This is a genomic window from Streptomyces sp. NPDC051582, assembly GCF_040681715.1.
Lineage (GTDB): Bacteria > Actinomycetota > Actinomycetes > Streptomycetales > Streptomycetaceae > Streptomyces.
This window is the reverse complement of sequence record NZ_JBFAZJ010000022.1, coordinates 106,122-123,503: the sequence shown is the minus strand read 5'-3', so window position 1 is coordinate 123,503 and position 17,382 is coordinate 106,122. Positions and strand designations below refer to the sequence as shown.

Here is a 17,382-nt window from a genome sequence, read left to right as displayed (position 1 = left end):
CTCCTTGTGTACGGGGCACGGGATGAGGGCCGCCCGGCGGATGGCGGGGTGGAACACCGGGCGGCCCTGGTCTGTGAGGTGTGGTGGTCAGTTGCGCCAGGTGTCGTTCAGCACGGCCTTGCCGCTCGCCGGGACGGTCGCGGTGCGGTTGGCCCCGCTCTCCCAGGTGACGTTCCCGGCGGCGTCCTTGCGCACGTACTTGTACGAGAACGCGGTCCCGGCCGGCAGGGACACGTCCAGCTTCCAGACCGGGTACGCCGCCGGGTCCAGCTTGAGGGCGCTGCCGGTGTTCCAGCCGCCGAGCTCGGCGCGGTCCCCGGTGACGTAGATGTTCTGTCCGAAGGCGGTGGTGGCGTTGACGGCGAACGAGGCGCCCGCGGCCGCCGGCGGGGGCGTGGTCCCGCCGGCGGCGCAGGTGCGGGCGCCCACGTGCAGGGCGAGGGCGGTGCCGGCGCCGAGGGTGGCGGTGAACTGCCCGGCGGAGTTGACGTTCACGGTGCGCCCGCTCTGGACGTCGCAGTAGTCGCCGGCCGGGAGCGAGCTCTGGAAGGTGCGGGTGAGGGGCGCGCCCTCGTGATTGAGGGCGACGTACGCCTTGGACCCGCGCCCGAAGGCGATCCGGTCGGACCCGTCGTCCCACCAGTTGGTGACGGCCTGGCCGCGGGCGGCGTTGCGGAAGGCGACCATGGAGGAGATCTCCCGCCAGGCGTGCTGGCACTTCCAGCCGTCGGAGTAACAGGCGTTCACGGAGCCGCCGTTCGGCGGTCCGGCGTCCTTGTCGCTCCACTCGTACCCGGAGTGCACGTCGGGGGACCCGTACGGCCAGGCCAGCATGAAGACGCTTGCGAGGGTGTAGGCGGAGCCGTCCTTGTAGTTGAGGGTGTCGCCGCCGCGCTCGGTGTCGTGGTTGTCGACGAACACCGCGGCCTGCGCGCTCGGCATGTACCCCCAGGCCTCGCCGAAGTTCTTGAGGTGGGCGAGGTCCTCGTTCTGGAAGACCCGCTTGAGGTCCCGGGCGTAGCGGAACTCCTGCACGTCGCCGTTGCCGAGGTACTCGGAGGGCGAGACGGCCTCGCCGGCCCCGTGGATCGCCTCCTGCTTCCAGTAGACGGAAGGATTCGTCAGCCGGGACTTGATGTTGGCGAGGTCGGCGGCGGGCATGTGCTTGGCGGCGTCGATCCGCAGGCCGTCGACGCCCAGCGACAGCAGGTCGTTGAGGTATCCGGCGATCCGCCCCCGTACGTAGTCCTCACCGGTGTCGAGGTCGGCGAGCTGTACGAGTTCGCAGTTCTGGACGTTGGCCCGGTCCTGGTAGTTGGAGATGGCGGCCCGGCAGTCGTCCATGTCGGCGCCCGAATAGAGCCCGGGGTAACCGTACTTCGTGTACGAAGAGCCCCCGGTCCCGACGCCGTCGCCGGCGGCCATGTGGTTGATGACGGAGTCGGCCACGACCTTCACTCCGGCGGCGTGGCAGGTGTCGACCATGGCCTTGAACGCGGCACGGTCGCCCAGCCGCCCGGCGATCTTGTAGCTGACGGGCTGGTACGAGGTCCACCACTGGGGGCCCTGGATGTGCTCCTGGGGCGGCGAGACCTGGACGTACCCGTATCCGGCGGGCCCGAGCGCATCGGTGCACGCCTTGGCGACGGAGTCGAAGCGCCACTCGAAGAGGACGGCGGTCACGTCCTTGTCCCCGGGCGCCGCGGCGGCGGCCTGCGGTGCCGGGCCGGTGAGGGCGGCCGCGGCAAGTGCGGTGGTGGCGAAAAGAGTTGCAGCTCTGACGGCTCTGGCAGGCATGCGGGGGGCCTCCTGGCGGGAGAGGTGGGGATTGCAGCGACCGTAGGGGCCGGGTAGGAGGCCTGCAAGACTTTGCGCAAGAGATTGCAGAATTGTTTCCGGGGCGTGTCCCGCCGGACGGGCGGGTCAGGCAGGGCGCGGATCGGGGCCCTGCCGCATCACGGGGGCGCGCATAGGGGGCGCAAAGTGTCGAAACGATACAGCTGCGGGCATTGGAGTGAACACCCGTTCCCGGCAGCGCTCGCGGACGGTTGGACCGGCCGACGCGCGGAACCAGCAGCGCGTCCTTCGATGATCCTTAGGGGAGTCATGCGCATTCGTTCTGCTGTCACCGCGTCCGTCCTGGCCGCCGGCATCCTGCTCGGCGGCGCCGGTGCCGCCCTGGCCGACGGGGTCGACATCGACTACTTCACCGGTGGCCGCGCGGGCCACGCGTCGAACTGCTCCACGTTCGCCGCGGTCCCGCACAACCTCCCGGCGTTCGCGGGCCCGGTCTACAACTCGTCCTGCGAGAAGAGCGGCGACAAGGAGTGGCTGACGGGGCACCACATCGGTGCCTGATCCGGCGCCCGGCACCGCGGGGGCGGACCGACGGCGACGTCGGCCGCCCCCGCGGCGTTCACGACCCGGTCCTCCGGGATCCGGCCCTCCTGGGACCTAGTCCTCCGGGACCTGGGCCGTCGAGCCCCTGACCACCAGTTCCGGCTGGAAGACGTACTCCGTGCGCTGGACCGGGGTGCCGGCCACCGCTTCCAGGAGGGCGCCCACCGCCGCCGTGGCCATCGCGCGGACCGGCTGGCGGACCGTCGTCAGCGGGGGGTCCGTGAAGGCGATCAGCGGGGAGTCGTCGAAGCCGACCACCGAGACGTCCTCGGGGACCCTCAGACCCCGCTCCCTCGCCGCGCGGATCACGCCGAGCGCCATCGGGTCGCTCCCGCACACGATGCCCGTGCAGCCGCGGTCCAGCAGGGCGCCGCCCGCCGCGTGGCCCCCCTCCACCGTGAACAGCGTCCGCTGGATCAGACCGTCCGCCTCGGCCGACGGCAGCGCCGCCTTGAACCCCGCCTCCTTGCGGGCCGACGGAACGTAGCGGGTCGGCCCTATCGCCAGGCCGATGCGCCGGTGGCCCAGGTCCGCGAGGTGCCGTACCGCCATGTCCGCCGCCGCCCGGTCGTCCGGCGAGATGAACGGGGCGTTGACGTGTTCGTTGAAGCCGTTGATCAGGACGAAGGGGATGCCCCGCGAAGACAGCCGGTGGTAGCGGGACGGGTCCAGCGACGCGTCCGCGTGCAGGCCCGACAGGAAGACGATCCCGGTGACCCCCCGCTCCTCCAGCTGCTCCACCAGCTCGTCCTCCGTGGCCCCGCCCGGCGTCTGCGTGCACAGCACCGGCGTATAGCCGTGGCCCGCCAGCGCCTGCTCGATGACCTGCGCGAACGCCGGGAAGATGGGGTTCGTCAGCTCCGGGATCAGGAGTCCGACCAGCCCGTTGCTGCGGCGGCGCAGACGTACCGGGCGCTCGTAGCCCAGCAGGTCCATGGCCGCCAGCACCCGGTGCCGGGTGCCGGCCGCCACGCCCGCCTTGCCGTTGAGCACACGGCTGACCGTCGCCTCGCTGACCTCGGCCTGCGCGGCGATGTCCGTCAGCCGGAGCGGGGAGGTCACCCCTGCCACCACACCGCCGTGTCGGCCCCGAGGACCCCGGGGTCCGTCACCTCGCCGCTCGCCAGCAGCACCGTCCCCGGCGCGGGCATCCGCACCGGCTCCCCGGTCGTGTTGGCCGTGCAGACGAAGCCCCCGCGCCGGAAGGCCAGTACGCCCTGCGGCGCCTCCAGCCACTCCACCGCGTCACCCGCGCCCAGGTCGGCGTGGTCCCGGCGGATCCGCAGCGCCGCCCGGTACAGCTCCAGGGTGGAGTCCGGGTCGCCCGTCTGGGCCTCGACGCTCAGCCCGGCCCACTCGGCCGGCTGCGGCAGCCAGCTGCCGCCGTCACCGAAGCCGTACGGGGCCTCCCGGCCCGACCACGGGATCGGCACGCGGCAGCCGTCGCGCAGTCCGTCCTGCCCGTTCTCCTTGAAGAAGGAGGGGTCCTGGCGCACCTCGTCCGGAAGCTCCGTCACCTCCGGCAGGCCGAGCTCCTCGCCCTGGTAGACGTACGCCGACCCCGGCAGCGCCAGCATCAGCAGCGCGGCGGCGCGCGCCCGCTCCAGGCTGCCGAAGCGCGTGCGGTGGCGTACGACGTCGTGGTTGGACAGCACCCAGGTGGTCGGCGCCCCCACCGGCCGCATCGAGTCGAGCGATTCGTCGATCGCGGCGCGCAGCGCCTCGGCGTCCCACCCCGTGTTCAGGTAGTGGAAGTTGAACGCCTGGTGCAGCTCGTCGGGGCGCAGGTACAGGGCCGTGCGGTCCGCGCTCGGGGTCCAGGCCTCGGCGACGCCGATGCGGTCGCCCGCGTACTCGTCGAGCACCTTCCGCCAGGAGCGGTAGATCTCGTGGACCCCGTCCTGGTCGAAGAAGGGGAGCACCTGGTTGCCGAGCAGCTTGAGCTGCTCGTCGCGGCCGAGGTCGGGCAGGCCGGGAGCCTTCACCAGCCCGTGGGCCACGTCGATGCGGAAGCCGTCCGCGCCCAGGTCGAGCCAGAAGCGCAGGATCGAGCGGAACTCGTCCTGGACGGCCGGGTGTTCCCAGTTGAAGTCGGGCTGCTCCGGGGCGAAGAGGTGCAGGTACCACTCCCCGTCCGCCACCCTCGTCCACGCCGGTCCGCCGAAGATCGACTCCCAGTCGTTCGGCGGCTCGGAGCCGTCGGCCCCCCGCCCCGGCCGGAAGTGGAAGCGCTCGCGCAGCGGGGTGCCGGGACCCTCCCGCAGCGCCTGCTTGAACCATTCGTGCTGGTCGGAGCAGTGGTTCGGGACGAGGTCCACGATGATGCGCAGGCCCAGCCCGTGGGCTTCGCGGATCACGGCGTCGGCGTCGTGCAGGGTGCCGAACATGGGGTCGATGGCCCGGTAGTCGGCGACGTCGTAGCCGGCGTCGGCCTGCGGGGAGGCGTAGAAGGGGCTGAGCCAGACGGCGTCCACGCCCAGCTCCTTCAGGTACGGCAGTCGGCTGCGGATGCCTTCGAGGTCCCCCATGCCGTCTCCGTTGGAGTCGGCGAAACTGCGCGGATAGACCTGGTAGATCACCGCTTCTCTCCACCAGCCGGGCAGCGTGCCGGTGGTGGTGGGAAGGCCACTGTCCGAAGTCAGTGCGTCGGCGAGGTGCTGGGTCATGTCGTCCTTGGAGAGATCGGGCCGGGGGTGAGAGGGGGCAGGCAGGGTGGTCGGCCCTGGGTCGCGGGAGGGGTGTCAGCCCTTGGTCGCGCCTGCCGTCATCCCGGCGACGAGGTGACGCTGGGCGAAGAGGAAGAAGATGGCCGCCGGGATGGCGATGAGGACCGAGGCGGCGCTCATCGCACCCCAGTTGGAGGTGTACTGCGTGACGAAGGTCTGCAGCCCTCCGGCGAGGGTGAGGTGCTCGTCGCCGACCATGAAGGCGGAGGCGTACGCGACCTCGCCCCAGGCGGTGATGAACGAGTAGAAGCCGGTGACGGCGAGGCCGGGCTTGGCCAGCGGCAGGATCAGGCGCCAGAAGGTGCCGAAGGGGTTGAGCCCGTCGACGCGGCCGGATTCGTCGATCTCGACCGGGATGGTGTCGAAGAACCCCTTCATCATCCAGGCGCAGAACGGCACGGCGATGGTGAGGTACGTGATGATCAGACCGAGCGGCTGGTTGAGCAGCCCCAGGTCTCCCATGAGGTTGTAGAGCGGGACGATCAGGATGGCCATCGGGAACATCTGCGTGATGAGCAGGGTCCACATCAGCGGCTTCATGCCGGGGAACTTGAACCGGCTGACGGCGTAGCCGGTCGTGGCGGCGATGAACACGCCGAGGACCGTGGTGATGCCGGCCACGAGCACGGAGTTGCCGAACCATGTGAAGAAGGAGGTCGACTCCACCAGGTAGCGGTAGTTCTCCAGGGTCGGTTCCTTCACGAAGTCCGTGGAGATGGCGTGCTTCGCGGGCTTGATCGAGGTCAGCAGGACCCACAGCACCGGGAAGACGGCGATCACGGACGCCACGATCAGGGTGACGTGCAGTCCGGCGGAGGCGAGCGGGGAGCGCTGCCCCCTGATGCGTATGCGCGGGGTCGTCACGGTCACCACACCTCTCCCTGCTTGCGCAGCGAGCGCCGGTAGACCAGCGCGAAGATCATGAGCAGGGCGAGGATGAGCACGCCCCAGGTGGCGGAGCCGGCGAAATCGCGCGGGCTGGCCACGAAGGCCTCCCGGAAGGCCTGGGTCACCAGGATCTCCGTGGAGTCGCCCGGTCCGCCCCGCGTCAGCAGGAAGATCACCGGGAACATGTTGAAGGTCCAGATGGTGGAGAGCAGGATCACGGTCATGCTCACCGCCCGCAGCCCGGGCAGGGTGATGTGCCGGAACCGCTGCCAGGCGGTGGCCCCGTCCATCTCGGCGGCCTCGTACAGCTCGCCGGGGATCGACTGCAGCCCGCCGAGCAGGGCGACCATCATGAAGGGGACGCCGAGCCAGACGTTGACGGCGACGACCGAGAACTTCGCCCACGTCGGGTCGTCGAGCCACGGGACCGCAGAAATGCCGCCCCCGTCGAGGATCTTGTTCAGGATGCCGCTGTCGCGGTTGAACAGGAACCGCCAGGCGAAGACGGAGACGAAGCCGGGAACGGCCCAGGGCAGGATGAGCGCCATCCGGTAGGCGGCGCGGCCCCGGAAGTCCCGGTTCAGCATGTTGGCCAGGGCCAGTCCGAGCGTGAAGGTGATCGACACGCACAGGACGGTCCACACCACCGTCCACACCAGCCGCTGCAGGAACACCGGGTCGGCCAGGACGTCGGCGTAGTTGTCGAGGCCGACGAACTTGTACGTGGCCTCGATGTGGTTGGCGCCGATCGTACGGCCGACGTTGCGCTCGTTGGCGTCGGTCAGCGACAGGTAGACGCCGCGGGCGAGCGGCCAGCCGATGATCACGCCGAGGACGAGCACCACCGGGGCGACCATGGCCCAGGCGTACCAGTGGGTGGCCAGGGCGCGCCCCAGACCACCGCGCTTCGAGCTGTCAGTCATGCGGCTCCGGCCGCGGGCCGCGACGGAGTCTTCCCCGTCGCCGCCCGCGGCCTTCGCCACGGACTGGCTGGTGTCAGCAGCCATCGCTTCTACTACTTCCAACCCTTGAGGATCTTGCGGAACTCGACGCCGGCCGCCTTGGCCGCGTCCTCGGGGCTGGAGGCCCCGGTGATCGCCTTGGTGTATTCGACCTTCAGCGGCTCGAAGAGGGAGCCGTTCTCCGGGATCCAGGCGCGCTCGACGGCCTTGTCCACGGCCGGCTTGAAGAACTGGACCATCTCGCTGGACTTGACGTCCGGCTGCTCGTAGGCGGCGGTCCGGGTCGGGAGCAGGCTGAGCTCCTTGGTGGACTGCACCTGCACGTCCTGCGAGGTCATGTACTCGACGAAGGCGTGCGCGGCGGCGCGGTTCTTCGAACCGGCGTAGACGGCGAGGTCGTGGCCGCCCTGCGGGGCACCGGCCTTGGCGGAGCCGGCCGGGACGGCGGCGACGCCGAGGTTGGCCTTGTCCTTGAACTGGTCGCCGGCGTAGGTGTCGGCGACGGCCCACGGACCGTTGATCATCATTGCGGCCTCGCCCGACTTGAAGGCGGTCTGCATGTTGGTCCAGCCGTCGGTGGCGTTGGTGATCGCCGCACCCGAGGTGACCAGGTCGCGGGCGGTCTTGAACGCCTTGACGCCGGCCGGGTTGTCGACGGTGACCGTCTTGGTCTTCGCGTCGACGAGGTCGCCGCCCTCGCCGTAGATGAGCGGCAGGAACCAGTACGAGTCGTCGCCGCGCAGGTAGAGGCCGGCCTTGCCGGTCTTCGCCTTGATCGCGGCGGAGGCGGCCTTCAGCTCCTCCAGCGTCTTGGGGGGCTGGACGCCGGCGTCGGCGAGCATCTTCTTGTTGTAGAAGAGGCCGAGGGTGTCGATGACCTGCGGGACGGCGTAGGTCTTGCCCTCGTACTTGCCGCTGGCCGCGGCCTGCGGCAGGAACTCGGCGTCGACCTTCTTGACCGTCTCGGCCGGGACCTCGTCGAGGTAGCCGAGCGAGGCGAAGTCGGCGACCCAGCCGACGTCGGCGCGGATCACGTCAGGGGCTTCGGAGCCGCTGCTGAAGGCGTTCTTGACCTTGTTCTGCGCGTCACCGTACGGGACGTTGACGTACTTGACGGTGACCTTCGGGTGCTTCGCGGTGAACGCCTCGGCGATCTTCTGGAAGCTGGCCTTCTCGGCGTCGTTCGAGGTGTCCCACCACGTGACCGTGCCGGAGAGCTCCCCGCCGGCCTTGGTCTCGCCGCCGCCGTCCTTGGTGTCACCGCCGCAAGCCGTCGCCGCGAGCGCCAGGGTCGCGACCAGCGCGGTGGCCGCTATGCCACGCCGCATATGAACTCCTTCGATGATCCCGGCCGCGCCCTCGCGGTCCCGAGTTGCAGGGAACGTAACAAGCCTGAAAGCCGACCGAAAGAGCTTGCGGCAATTTTCTGCAAGCCGGGCCGATCGTTACATCCGTGTGTCCTGACGGTTGCCGCCGCTTGCTGGTTGTTCGAACTTCCTTCGGGGCGTCAGGCCCGCAACCAGGGGGCATGTGCGCGCGTTGACCCCTATATGACCCATGAGCTGACCGCCCCCCGGCTTGCAAGCGCTTCCAGCAAGGTCACCGCAAGCGGCGGCGGCTGGTGGCGCGATGCCGTCATCTACCAGGTGTACGTACGTTCCTTCGCGGACAGCGACGGCGACGGCATCGGCGACCTCCAGGGGGTGCGCGCCCGCCTGCCCCATCTGGCCCGGCTCGGGGTCGACGCCGTGTGGCTCACCCCCTTCTACGTCTCCCCGCAGGCCGACGGCGGCTACGACGTCGCCGACTACCGGGCCGTCGACCCCCTCTTCGGGGACCTCTCCGACGCCGACGAGCTCGTCCGGTCCGCCCACGCCCTGGGCCTGCGGGTCATCGTGGACGTGGTGCCCAACCACACCTCCGACCGGCACGCCTGGTTCCGGGAGGCCCTCGCCGACCCCGCGGCCGATGCCCGGGACCGCTACCACTTCCGCCCCGGCCGCGGCCCCGGCGGGGCGCTCCCGCCCAACGACTGGGAGTCCGTCTTCGGCGGCCCCGCCTGGTCCCGCACCCCGGACGGGGCCTGGTACCTGCACCTCTTCGCCCCCGAGCAGCCGGATCTGAACTGGGAGCACCCCGAGGTGGCGCAGGAGTTCTCCTCCGTCCTGCGCTTCTGGCTCGACCTCGGCGTCGACGGGTTCCGCATCGACGTGGCCCACGGCATGGTCAAGGCGCCCGGCATGCCCGACATCGGCCGCGGCGCCCAGGCCACCCTGATCGGCACCGAGCCGCTCCCCTTCTTCGACCAGGACGGCGTGCACGCGATCCACCGCTCCTGGCGGCGGCTGCTCGACTCCTACGAGGGCCCCCGCATCGGGGTCGCCGAGGCGTGGGCGCCGACCTCCGAGCGGCTCGCCCTCTACGTCCGCCCCGACGAACTGCACCAGGCCTTCAACTTCCGATTCCTGAACTGTCCCTGGGACACCCGGGCGATGCGGACCGTCATCGACGAGTCCCTGGCGGCCACGGCCTCCGTCGGCGCCCCCACCACCTGGGTGCTGTCCAACCACGACGTGGTACGCCATGTGACCCGGTACGGGGGCGGGGCCCAGGGCCTGGCCCGCGCCCGGGCCGCCGCGCTGCTGATGCTCGCCCTGCCCGGGTCGGCGTACCTCTACCAGGGCGAGGAGCTCGGCCTGCCCGAGGTCGCCGACCTCCCCGACGACCTGCGCCAGGACCCCGCCTTCCTGCGCTCCGCCGGGCAGGACGGGCTGCGCGACGGCTGCCGGATCCCGCTGCCCTGGTCCGGCGAGCGGCCCCCCTACGGGTTCGGACCGGCCGGCAGCTGGCTCCCGCAGCCCGCCGACTGGGCCCCGCTCAGCGTCGCCGCCCAGACCGGGGACCCCCACTCCACCCTGGAGCTGTACCGCGCCGCCCTGGAGCTGCGCCGCGCGCTGCCCGGCCTCGGCTCCCCCGACGCCGGCCCGCTGACCTGGCTGCCGGCGCCCGAGGGCGTGCTCCTCTTCACCCGGCCCGGGTTCGCCTGCACCCTCAACAGCCGCTCCGAGCCGCTCGAACTTCCCGCGCCGGGGCGCCCCGTACTCTCCAGCGCGCCGGTGGAGACCGACGGCCGGACCGTGCTGCTGCCGCCGGATTCGTGCACGTGGTGGGCGTTGTGAGCCGGGGACCGGTACAGTCCAATCCCGTGACCGCACGGCTAGCCGACATCGCAGCCCAGGCGGGGGTCAGCGAAGCCACAGTCAGCCGCGTGCTCAACGGCAAGCCCGGCGTGGCCGCCGGCACCCGTGAATCGGTGCTGGCCGCGCTCGACGTGCTCGGCTACGAGCGCCCGGTCAAGCTGCGCCAGCGCAGCGCGGGGCTCGTCGGGCTGATAACCCCCGAACTGGACAACCCCATCTTCCCGGCGCTCGCGCAGGTCATCGGCCAGGCGCTGACCCGGCAGGGGTACACCCCGGTCCTGGCCACGCAGACCCCCGGCGGGTCCACCGAGGACGAGCTCACCGAGATGCTGGTCGACCGCGGGGTCTCCGGCATCATCTTCGTCTCCGGGCTGCACGCCGACACCACCGCCGACATGGGCCGCTACGACCAACTCCGCGGGCAGGGCGTCCCGTACGTCCTCATCAACGGGTTCTCCGACAAGGTGCAGGCCCCCTTCGTCTCCCCCGACGACCGCGCCGCGATGCAGCTCGCCGTCACCCACCTGACCGCGCTCGGGCACACCCGCATCGGGCTCGCGGTCGGACCCAAGCGGTTCGTGCCGGTACTGCGCAAGATCGAGGGCTTCCGGCTCGGGATGAAGGAGCGGCTCGGCCTCGACGAGGCCGAGGTCGAGGAGCTCGTCCAGCACTCCCTGTACACCCTGGAGGGCGGGCAGGCCGCGGCGGCGGCGCTCATCGCGCGCGGCTGCACCGCCGTCGTGTGCGCCAGCGACATGATGGCGCTCGGGGCGATCCGGGCGGCCCGGCAGCAGGGGCTGCGGGTGCCGCAGGACGTTTCGGTCGTCGGCTTCGACGACTCCCCCCTCATAGCGTTCACCGATCCGCCGCTGACCACCATCCGGCAGCCGGTGCAGGCCATGGGGCAGGCGGCCGTCCGTACGCTCCTGGAGGAGATCGGCGGTACGCCGGCCCCGCACAGCGAGTTCGTCTTCCTCCCCGAGCTGGTGGTCCGCGGATCCACCGCCTCCGGTCCGCAGCAGCGCAGGGGAACTTAGGGGACCGTCTACTCCCCAGGGCTGAGCGGCTGCGCCCGAGACCGTCCCGAGGGATGATCGAAGGCGAGGAGCCATCTGGCAGACTCTTTCCCCATGGGTGAATCGAGCGTGAAGACACTGGAAACCCGGACGGAAGCCTCGTCACCCCACGTGACCGAGAGTGAGACTCGTCCGGGGTCTCAGCGCGCTCTCCTGCCCCGGCTGCGCGCCCCGCGCCGGCCGCGGATCTGGTTCGAGATCCTGCTCATCGGGGTCAGTTACTGGACCTACTCGCTCATCCGCAACGCGGTGCCCGAGCAGAAGGCGGCCGCCCTCGCGAACGCCGACTGGCTGTGGGACCTCGAACGCACCCTCGGCATCGCCGTGGAGCACTCGGTCAATCACGCCGTCAACTCGGTGACGTGGCTGATCGTCGGCATGAACTACTACTACGCCACGCTCCACTTCGTCGTCACCATCGGCGTCCTGGTGTGGATCTACCGTTTCCATCCGGGGCGTTACGCGGCGACGCGACTGGTCCTCTTCGCCACCACGGGCGTGGCCCTGCTCGGCTACTACTTCTTCCCGCTCGCGCCGCCCCGGCTGATGAACGGGCAGGACTTCGTGGACACCGTGCTGGTCCACCACACCTGGGGCTCGATGGCCTCCGGCAACCTCAAGCACATGTCGAACCAGTACGCGGCGATGCCCTCGATGCACATAGGGTGGTCGCTCTGGTGCGGACTGACGATCTTCGCGGTCGCCTCCGCCCCTTGGGCCAAGATCCTGGGCCTGCTCTACCCGGTGGCCACCCTCGTGGTCATCGTGGCCACCGCCAACCACTTCTGGCTGGACGCCGCGGGCGGCATGCTCTGCCTCGCGTTCGGCTACACGGTCTCGCGCGCCTGGTACGGCTCGCTGCCGCACCGGCTGCCGCGCGAGCCGGAGGCCAAAGACCCGCATCCGGCGACGGCCGCCCTGCTGAACCGGTTCCGCAGGTCCTGACGCCCTGGTCGGGCGATGTCAGTGGGTGTTGTTAGCCTGCGCGTCGCCAGTAGGAACGATCAAGGAGGCGGCGTGCAGGACGTGGAGCGGCACGAGGTCGGCGAGCACCGGATAACCGAAGCCCTGGAAGACGTTCCGGGACGGGCCTACGACCACTGGTACCGGCTGCGGTACGGCGGCGGGCTGTCCCTGAAGGGGCTCCACGAGACCCGTGACGACCTCCTCGACCACGTCGGCGCGCGGACGCTGGCGGACCCCGGGCTGACCGGAGCCGTCGCACGCCGTGCGCTGCTGACGGCCGCCGAATGCGCGCTCGGAGAGCTCTCCCTCGGCTGCTTCCCGAACGGCGACTTCGAGGTGCCGTTCCCCCTCCTCCACGAGGAGCTCAGCAGCATGGACCTCTCCTTCGGCGACTCCGTCGACCAGGCGCCCACGGCCCGGACCTGGCTGGACGCCTTCGCGCTGTCCGTGGCCTGCGGGGTGGTCCGGGAGCGGGACCGGGTGATCGGGCTGCTGCTGCGCAGCGACTACGCACCCGCCCTGCGCGACGGCGTGCCGTACTCGCCGCTCGACTCGCACTCCGACCCGGCCGAGCTCGCCGAGATGGACGCGCTGTGCCTCTACCTCACGCCGGCGGCCGGACACCTGCCGCGGGACTGGCCGGACGCGACCCTGTGCAAGCCCGACGCCGCCGAGCGTGCGCAGGCCGCCCGCCGGCTGGACGGCTTCGGTGCGCTCACCTCGGACCAGCGGCTGCTGCGCGTCCTCCTCGACGACGACCAGCCCGCCTTCGAGCGCGCCCTGGCCGGGAGCCTCGCCGGCCTCCGCGAGGGCGCGGGCCCCGACGCGCCCGCCCGCTCCCTCTTCCCGGTCGGCACGATCGCCGTGGCCGCGCTGGCCGTCCAGGTCCACGGCTGGCGGCTGGGCGTCACCTCCGCCTACCTCCCGCAGAGCCTCCTGACGGGCTGACGGCCTGACCGCCTGACCGCCTGGCTGCTTCCCCGCCTGGCCCCCTGGCCGCCTGGCCGCCTGGCCGCCTGATCGCCGCTACGCCTTCCCGACGTACGTGATCCGGCCGCCCGACATCGTGAGCCGGATCGGGGCCGCGGCCAGCTCGTCGGGGGCCGTGTCCACCGGGTCGAGGGCGAAGGCCGTCAGGTCCGCCCGGAAGCCGGCCGCGATCCGGCCCGCCACCCGCTGCTCCCCGGCCGCGATCGCCGCGTGCGAGGTCATGCCCTCCAGGGCCATCAGCCCGGTCAGGGCGGGGCCCGCGGCGGCCGCGCCCAGGGGGCTGCGGGCGGTGGCCAGGACCCGGCGGGCGTCGTGGTGGGCGATGGGCCAGTCCGAGCCCAGGGCCAGTACGGCCCCCGCCTCGCGCAGGTCCCGGCAGCGCCAGGCCCGCGCCGCCCGCTCCGCGCCCAGCCGCTTCGACCACTCGTCGCTGTGGTCGGCCCGGGTGTACGCGGTGTGCGGCGGCTGCATCGAGGCGATCACCCCGAGCTGCGCGAACCGGTTCAGCTGGTCGTCGGGGACGGTCTCGATGTGCTCGATCCGGTGCCGCATCCGGGCCTGCGCGCCCAGCGAGGCCACCGTGTCCAGGACGTGGCGGACGGCCGCGTCGCCGATGGCGTGGGTCGCGGTGCGCACCCCGGCCGCGTCCAGGGTCCGTACGGCCTCCGAGTAGGCCCGGGGGTCGGGCCAGAAGGCGTCCGTGCCCCGGCCGTGGCAGTCGGCGCGCTCCAGCCAGGCGGTGCCGCCCTCGACGGTGCCGTCCATGAAGAACTTGACGCCGGCGACCTGCCAGTGACGGCCGCGCACGCCCTGGAGTCCGATCAGCTCGGCCAGCTCCCGCGAGGTGGCGCCCGGCATGCACCAGGGCGCGAGCTTCAGCCGCAGCGGCAGGTCGCCTTCGTACTCGACGCCCGCGAGCAGGGCCGGTACGTCGCCGTCGCCGAGGTCCATCACGTGGGCGCCGGTGAGGCCGGTGGCGGCCATCTCGCCGAGCAGGGCGGTGAGCCGGGCGCGCCGCTCGGCGGCCGAGGGCTTGGGGGCGAGGGCGCCGACCAGGCCCATCGCGGCGTGCTCGACGAGGTGTCCGGTCGGGCGGCCGTCCGGACCGCAGACGATCTCCGAGCGCTGGTCGAACGTACGCGGGCCCGTGATGCCCGCCGCCGCCAGGGCCGCGCCGGAGGCGAGGGCGGAGTGGCCGTCGTACAGGCGCAGGAAGGCGGGGGCGCCGGACAGGGCCTCCTCGACCAGCGCCTTGTCGACGGGGCGGCCGCCGAAGGCGTTGTGGTCGAGGCCGTGGCCGAGGACCCAGCCTCCGGTGCGGGGTGCGGTGCGCAGGGCGGACCGGAGCTGGTCGAGGTCGCGGACGGCCGAGAGGTCGGTCCCGGTGGCCATCTCGATGCCCCAGACGGGGTGGCTGTGGGCATCGGTCAGCCCGGGTGTGAGGGTGGCGCCGCCGAGGTCGAGCACCTCGGTGGCGGGGCCGCGCCAGTCGCGTACGTCGCCCTCGTCGCCCACGGCGAGGATCTCGCCGCCGAGGACGGCTACCGCGCGGGCCTCGGGGCGGGCGGGGTCGAGGGTGCGGACGCGGGCTCCGGTGAGGACGGTGTCGGCAGCGGGCACGGCTCTTCTCCTTGGGCGTCTTCTGCGAAGGCTTCGGTATCGGGACCGGTATCGGGACCGGCTTCGGTATCGGGCTCGGCTTCGGTATCGGGCTCGGCGGCGAATCGGGCGTAGGTATCGGGGCGTCGGGTCTTCAGGCGCTGCGCGAGCCCGAGCCCGGCCAGGAACACGGCGGGGACGAGGGCGACGAGGACGGTGTTCACGGTGGTGGAGGCCATGGTGAACAGGCCCACCTTGGAGACGACGAGGCAGATCGCCACGGCGAGCAGCGCGGCGGCGGCGACCGGCGCGACCACGGTCCGCCAGGGGCCCTCGGTGTGCGCGGTGCGCCGGAAGTAGACGGGTACGGCGATCGCGGCGAGCAGCATCAGCGCCATGAGTCCGATCATGCCCGGCGTGTTCACCCAGAGCAGCAGCTGCTGGTACGGATCCGCTCCGGCGAGCGCGAAGGCGAGGACGATGACGGCGCCGAGGGCGCTCTGGGCGAGGCCCGCGAGGTACGGGGAGCGGTGGCGCGGGTGGACCCGGCCGAGGGCGGCGGGCAGTACGCCCTCCTCGGCGAGGGCGAGCGCGTAGCGGTTGATGGCGTTGTGGAAGGCGAGGAGGGAGGCGATGACGCTGGTGACGATGAACAGGTGCATGAGGTCGGCCGCCCAGGGGCCGACGTACGTGGTGATCGCGGCGAAGAAGAGGCCGCCGGGGTCCTCGGCGGCGGCCGCGAGGACCTCCTCGGCGCCGAAGGCCTGGATGACGGTCCAGACGATGAAGGCGTAGAAGAGGCCGAGGAAGGCGACGGCGATGTAGGTGGCGCGCGGGATGGTCCGGTCGGGGTCGCGGGCCTCGCGGCGGTAGATGACGGTGGACTCGAAGCCGGTGAACGCGGCGAAGGCGAAGGCCAGGACGGCGGCGGTGCCGGGGACGAGGACCGCGCCGGGGGCGAAGGAGCCGGCGGAGAGCCCGTGGGCGCCGCCCCTGAGGAGGACGCCTCCCGCGAGGAGGGCGAGTATCCCGGTCTCGGCGACGAGCAGGACGCCGAGCACCTTGGCGCCGAAGTCGATGGAGCGGAAGCCGCCGTACCAGACGAGGACGAGGCCGGCGAGGGAGACGGGCAGCCAGGGGACGTCGAGGCCGCCGAGGGCGTGGGCGGTGTCGGCGGTGGTGGTGCCGAGGAGTCCGTAGACCCCGATCTCCATGCCGTTGTAGCCGACGAGGGCCAGCAGGGCGGCGCCGATGCCGACGCGCTTGCCGAGGCCGCGGGTGATGTAGGCGTAGAAGGCGCCGCCGCTGCGGACGTGGCGGCTCATGGTGGTGAACCCGACGGCGAAGACGGCGAGGGTGAGGCCCGCGAGGAGGTACCCGGCGGGGGCGCCGATCCCGCCCAGCAGGATCGCGACGGGGGCCACGCCGGCCATGACGGTGAGCGGGGCGGCGGCGGAGACCACGAAGAAGGAGATGTCGGCTGTGCCGAGCGCCGCGCGGCGCAGGGCGGGTCCGTCTGCTGGCGGTTCCGGCATTTCGGGCATGTGGCAGTACACCCTTCGGGGAGACCAAAACCTAAAGGGTTTAGGTTTGCGGCAATGTAGCCTCCGGTTTTGGCGTACGGGAAGACCTCACGGTGGGAGAAACCGATGGCACGGCCGCGCACCCCCCTCCTCGACCGGGAGCGGATCGCCGCGACCGCCCTGCAACTGGTCGCGGGGCAGGGTGAGTTCAGCGTTCCGCAGATCGCCCGGGCGCTCGGCGTGCAGACCGGGTCGGTGTATCACCACGTGGACGGCCGGGCGGGGGTGGTGGAGCTGGTGCGGGAGCTCGTGTGCGACCGGATCGCCGGCGAGACGCTGGACCTGGAGCCGTGGGACCGGGCCCTGGAGGCCTGGGCGCGTTCGTACCGGGCCGCCTTCGCGGCCTCGCCGCGGGCCATCCCGCTGCTGATGACCACACCGGTGCGGGCCCCGCGGGTGCTGGCGCAGTACGAGCGGGCGGTCGCCATGCTGCTGGCGGCGGGGTTCACCCGCGACCGGGTGATGCCGCTGCTGACGGCGCTGGAGAACCTGGTCCTCGGCTCGGCCCTGGACCTGGCCGCCCCGGAGGCGATGTGGGAGCCGTCCCCCGACACCCCGCTGCTCGCGGACGCCCTGACGGCCGTGGGCCCGGGCCGCGCGGACGCCGCGTTCGACCTCGGCCTGGCCGCGTTCCTGACGTACGCGCGCACCGTGCTCGCCGACGGCTGAGCCCCGGCCGCGGACACCGCGGATATTCCGTGGCCGGGGCCGGAGTCCGGACCGTAGCCTCGGTGCCGGCGGGTGCGCGCGCTCCCGCAAGGGGGCAGGACCGTGGCAGAGCGGTCCATTGCACCGGCGGCTCCGGGAGGTTCCCCGGGCCGCCGTCTGGGGCGAGTGGACGGGCCTGTCCGCCGATGCCCCTCGCGGGTTCGAATCCCGTCGGCCCTGCCCCCGACTCCGATCCTCCGGCCCGCACGGACACCGCGCTCGGCTCGGGCCCCGCCTCGTTCCCGACGTCCACGCGGGCCCTGCGAGGGCAACGGCCGGCCCGG

At 72.0% G+C, this 17,382-nt stretch carries 14 protein-coding genes and 1 tRNA gene; 7 read left to right on the top strand and 8 right to left on the bottom strand.

Annotated elements, in window-relative coordinates; genetic code table 11:
* Nucleotides 1-87 precede the first annotated feature (87 nt).
* On the bottom strand, nucleotides 88-1,797 hold the full coding sequence (locus tag AB0M92_RS26555) for a carbohydrate-binding module family 20 domain-containing protein (RefSeq protein ID WP_366104801.1): 1,710 nt from the start codon (nucleotides 1,795-1,797) through the stop codon (nucleotides 88-90).
* A gap of 309 nt (nucleotides 1,798-2,106) precedes the next feature.
* Here AB0M92_RS26555 and AB0M92_RS26550 point away from each other — a divergent pair, with 309 nt between their 5' ends.
* The gene (locus tag AB0M92_RS26550) at nucleotides 2,107-2,358 is read left to right on the top strand and encodes a hypothetical protein (protein WP_366104800.1); all 252 of its coding nucleotides are present in this window, start codon (nucleotides 2,107-2,109) and stop codon (nucleotides 2,356-2,358) included.
* A gap of 96 nt (nucleotides 2,359-2,454) precedes the next feature.
* On the opposite strand, the gene AB0M92_RS26545 is transcribed toward AB0M92_RS26550, so the two are convergent.
* From AB0M92_RS26545 to AB0M92_RS26525, 5 genes are all read right to left on the bottom strand, one after another.
* A complete protein-coding gene (locus tag AB0M92_RS26545) occupies nucleotides 2,455-3,471 on the bottom strand; it encodes a LacI family DNA-binding transcriptional regulator (RefSeq protein ID WP_366104799.1) in 1,017 nt (338 codons plus the stop codon).
* Complete coding sequence (locus AB0M92_RS26540; protein ID WP_366104798.1) at nucleotides 3,459-5,066, bottom strand: glycoside hydrolase family 13 protein; 1,608 nt, start codon at nucleotides 5,064-5,066, stop codon at nucleotides 3,459-3,461. Before AB0M92_RS26540 ends, AB0M92_RS26545 begins: the two co-directional genes overlap by 13 nt.
* 75 nt (nucleotides 5,067-5,141) lie before the next feature.
* Entirely contained in the window at nucleotides 5,142-5,999 is an 858-nt protein-coding gene (locus tag AB0M92_RS26535) for a carbohydrate ABC transporter permease (RefSeq protein WP_366104797.1), read from the bottom strand.
* On the bottom strand, nucleotides 5,993-7,021 hold the full coding sequence (locus tag AB0M92_RS26530) for a sugar ABC transporter permease (protein WP_366104796.1): 1,029 nt from the start codon (nucleotides 7,019-7,021) through the stop codon (nucleotides 5,993-5,995). The genes AB0M92_RS26535 and AB0M92_RS26530 overlap by 7 nt, the downstream gene beginning before the upstream one ends.
* Before the next feature lie 8 nt (nucleotides 7,022-7,029).
* Complete coding sequence (locus tag AB0M92_RS26525; protein WP_366104795.1) at nucleotides 7,030-8,304, bottom strand: extracellular solute-binding protein; 1,275 nt, start codon at nucleotides 8,302-8,304, stop codon at nucleotides 7,030-7,032.
* A gap of 222 nt (nucleotides 8,305-8,526) precedes the next feature.
* Between AB0M92_RS26525 and AB0M92_RS26520 the strand changes: the two genes are divergently transcribed.
* The 4 genes from AB0M92_RS26520 to AB0M92_RS26505 all read left to right on the top strand — a co-directional run bounded on the left by AB0M92_RS26520 (nucleotide 8,527) and on the right by AB0M92_RS26505 (nucleotide 13,166).
* Nucleotides 8,527-10,155: a glycoside hydrolase family 13 protein gene (locus AB0M92_RS26520; protein ID WP_366104794.1), complete on the top strand. Its 1,629-nt coding sequence runs from the start codon at nucleotides 8,527-8,529 to the stop codon at nucleotides 10,153-10,155.
* Between the two features lie 26 nt (nucleotides 10,156-10,181).
* The gene (locus tag AB0M92_RS26515; RefSeq protein ID WP_366104793.1) at nucleotides 10,182-11,213 is read left to right on the top strand and encodes a LacI family DNA-binding transcriptional regulator; all 1,032 of its coding nucleotides are present in this window, start codon (nucleotides 10,182-10,184) and stop codon (nucleotides 11,211-11,213) included.
* A gap of 93 nt (nucleotides 11,214-11,306) precedes the next feature.
* Nucleotides 11,307-12,197, top strand: a complete 891-nt coding sequence (locus AB0M92_RS26510) for a phosphatase PAP2 family protein (RefSeq protein WP_366104792.1) — start codon at nucleotides 11,307-11,309, stop codon at nucleotides 12,195-12,197.
* Between the two features lie 72 nt (nucleotides 12,198-12,269).
* Nucleotides 12,270-13,166, top strand: coding sequence for an immunity 49 family protein (locus AB0M92_RS26505; RefSeq protein WP_366104791.1), 897 nt, complete (start codon nucleotides 12,270-12,272; stop codon nucleotides 13,164-13,166).
* Nucleotides 13,167-13,244: 78 nt separating this feature from the next.
* Here the strand turns inward: AB0M92_RS26505 and AB0M92_RS26500 are convergent, their stop codons facing one another.
* Entirely contained in the window at nucleotides 13,245-14,828 is a 1,584-nt protein-coding gene (locus AB0M92_RS26500; protein WP_366104790.1) for an amidohydrolase, read from the bottom strand.
* Nucleotides 14,750-16,342 carry an amino acid permease gene (locus AB0M92_RS26495; protein WP_366104828.1) on the bottom strand — a complete coding sequence of 531 codons (1,593 nt, stop codon included), beginning with the start codon at nucleotides 16,340-16,342 and terminating at the stop codon, nucleotides 14,750-14,752. The genes AB0M92_RS26500 and AB0M92_RS26495 overlap by 79 nt, the downstream gene beginning before the upstream one ends.
* Before the next feature lie 114 nt (nucleotides 16,343-16,456).
* On the opposite strand from AB0M92_RS26495, the gene AB0M92_RS26490 reads away from it, so the two are divergent.
* On the top strand, nucleotides 16,457-17,059 hold the full coding sequence (locus AB0M92_RS26490) for a TetR/AcrR family transcriptional regulator C-terminal domain-containing protein (RefSeq protein WP_366104789.1): 603 nt from the start codon (nucleotides 16,457-16,459) through the stop codon (nucleotides 17,057-17,059).
* Between the two features lie 96 nt (nucleotides 17,060-17,155).
* Nucleotides 17,156-17,278: transfer RNA gene (locus tag AB0M92_RS26485), tRNA-OTHER, on the top strand.
* Nucleotides 17,279-17,382: the final 104 nt, after the last annotated feature.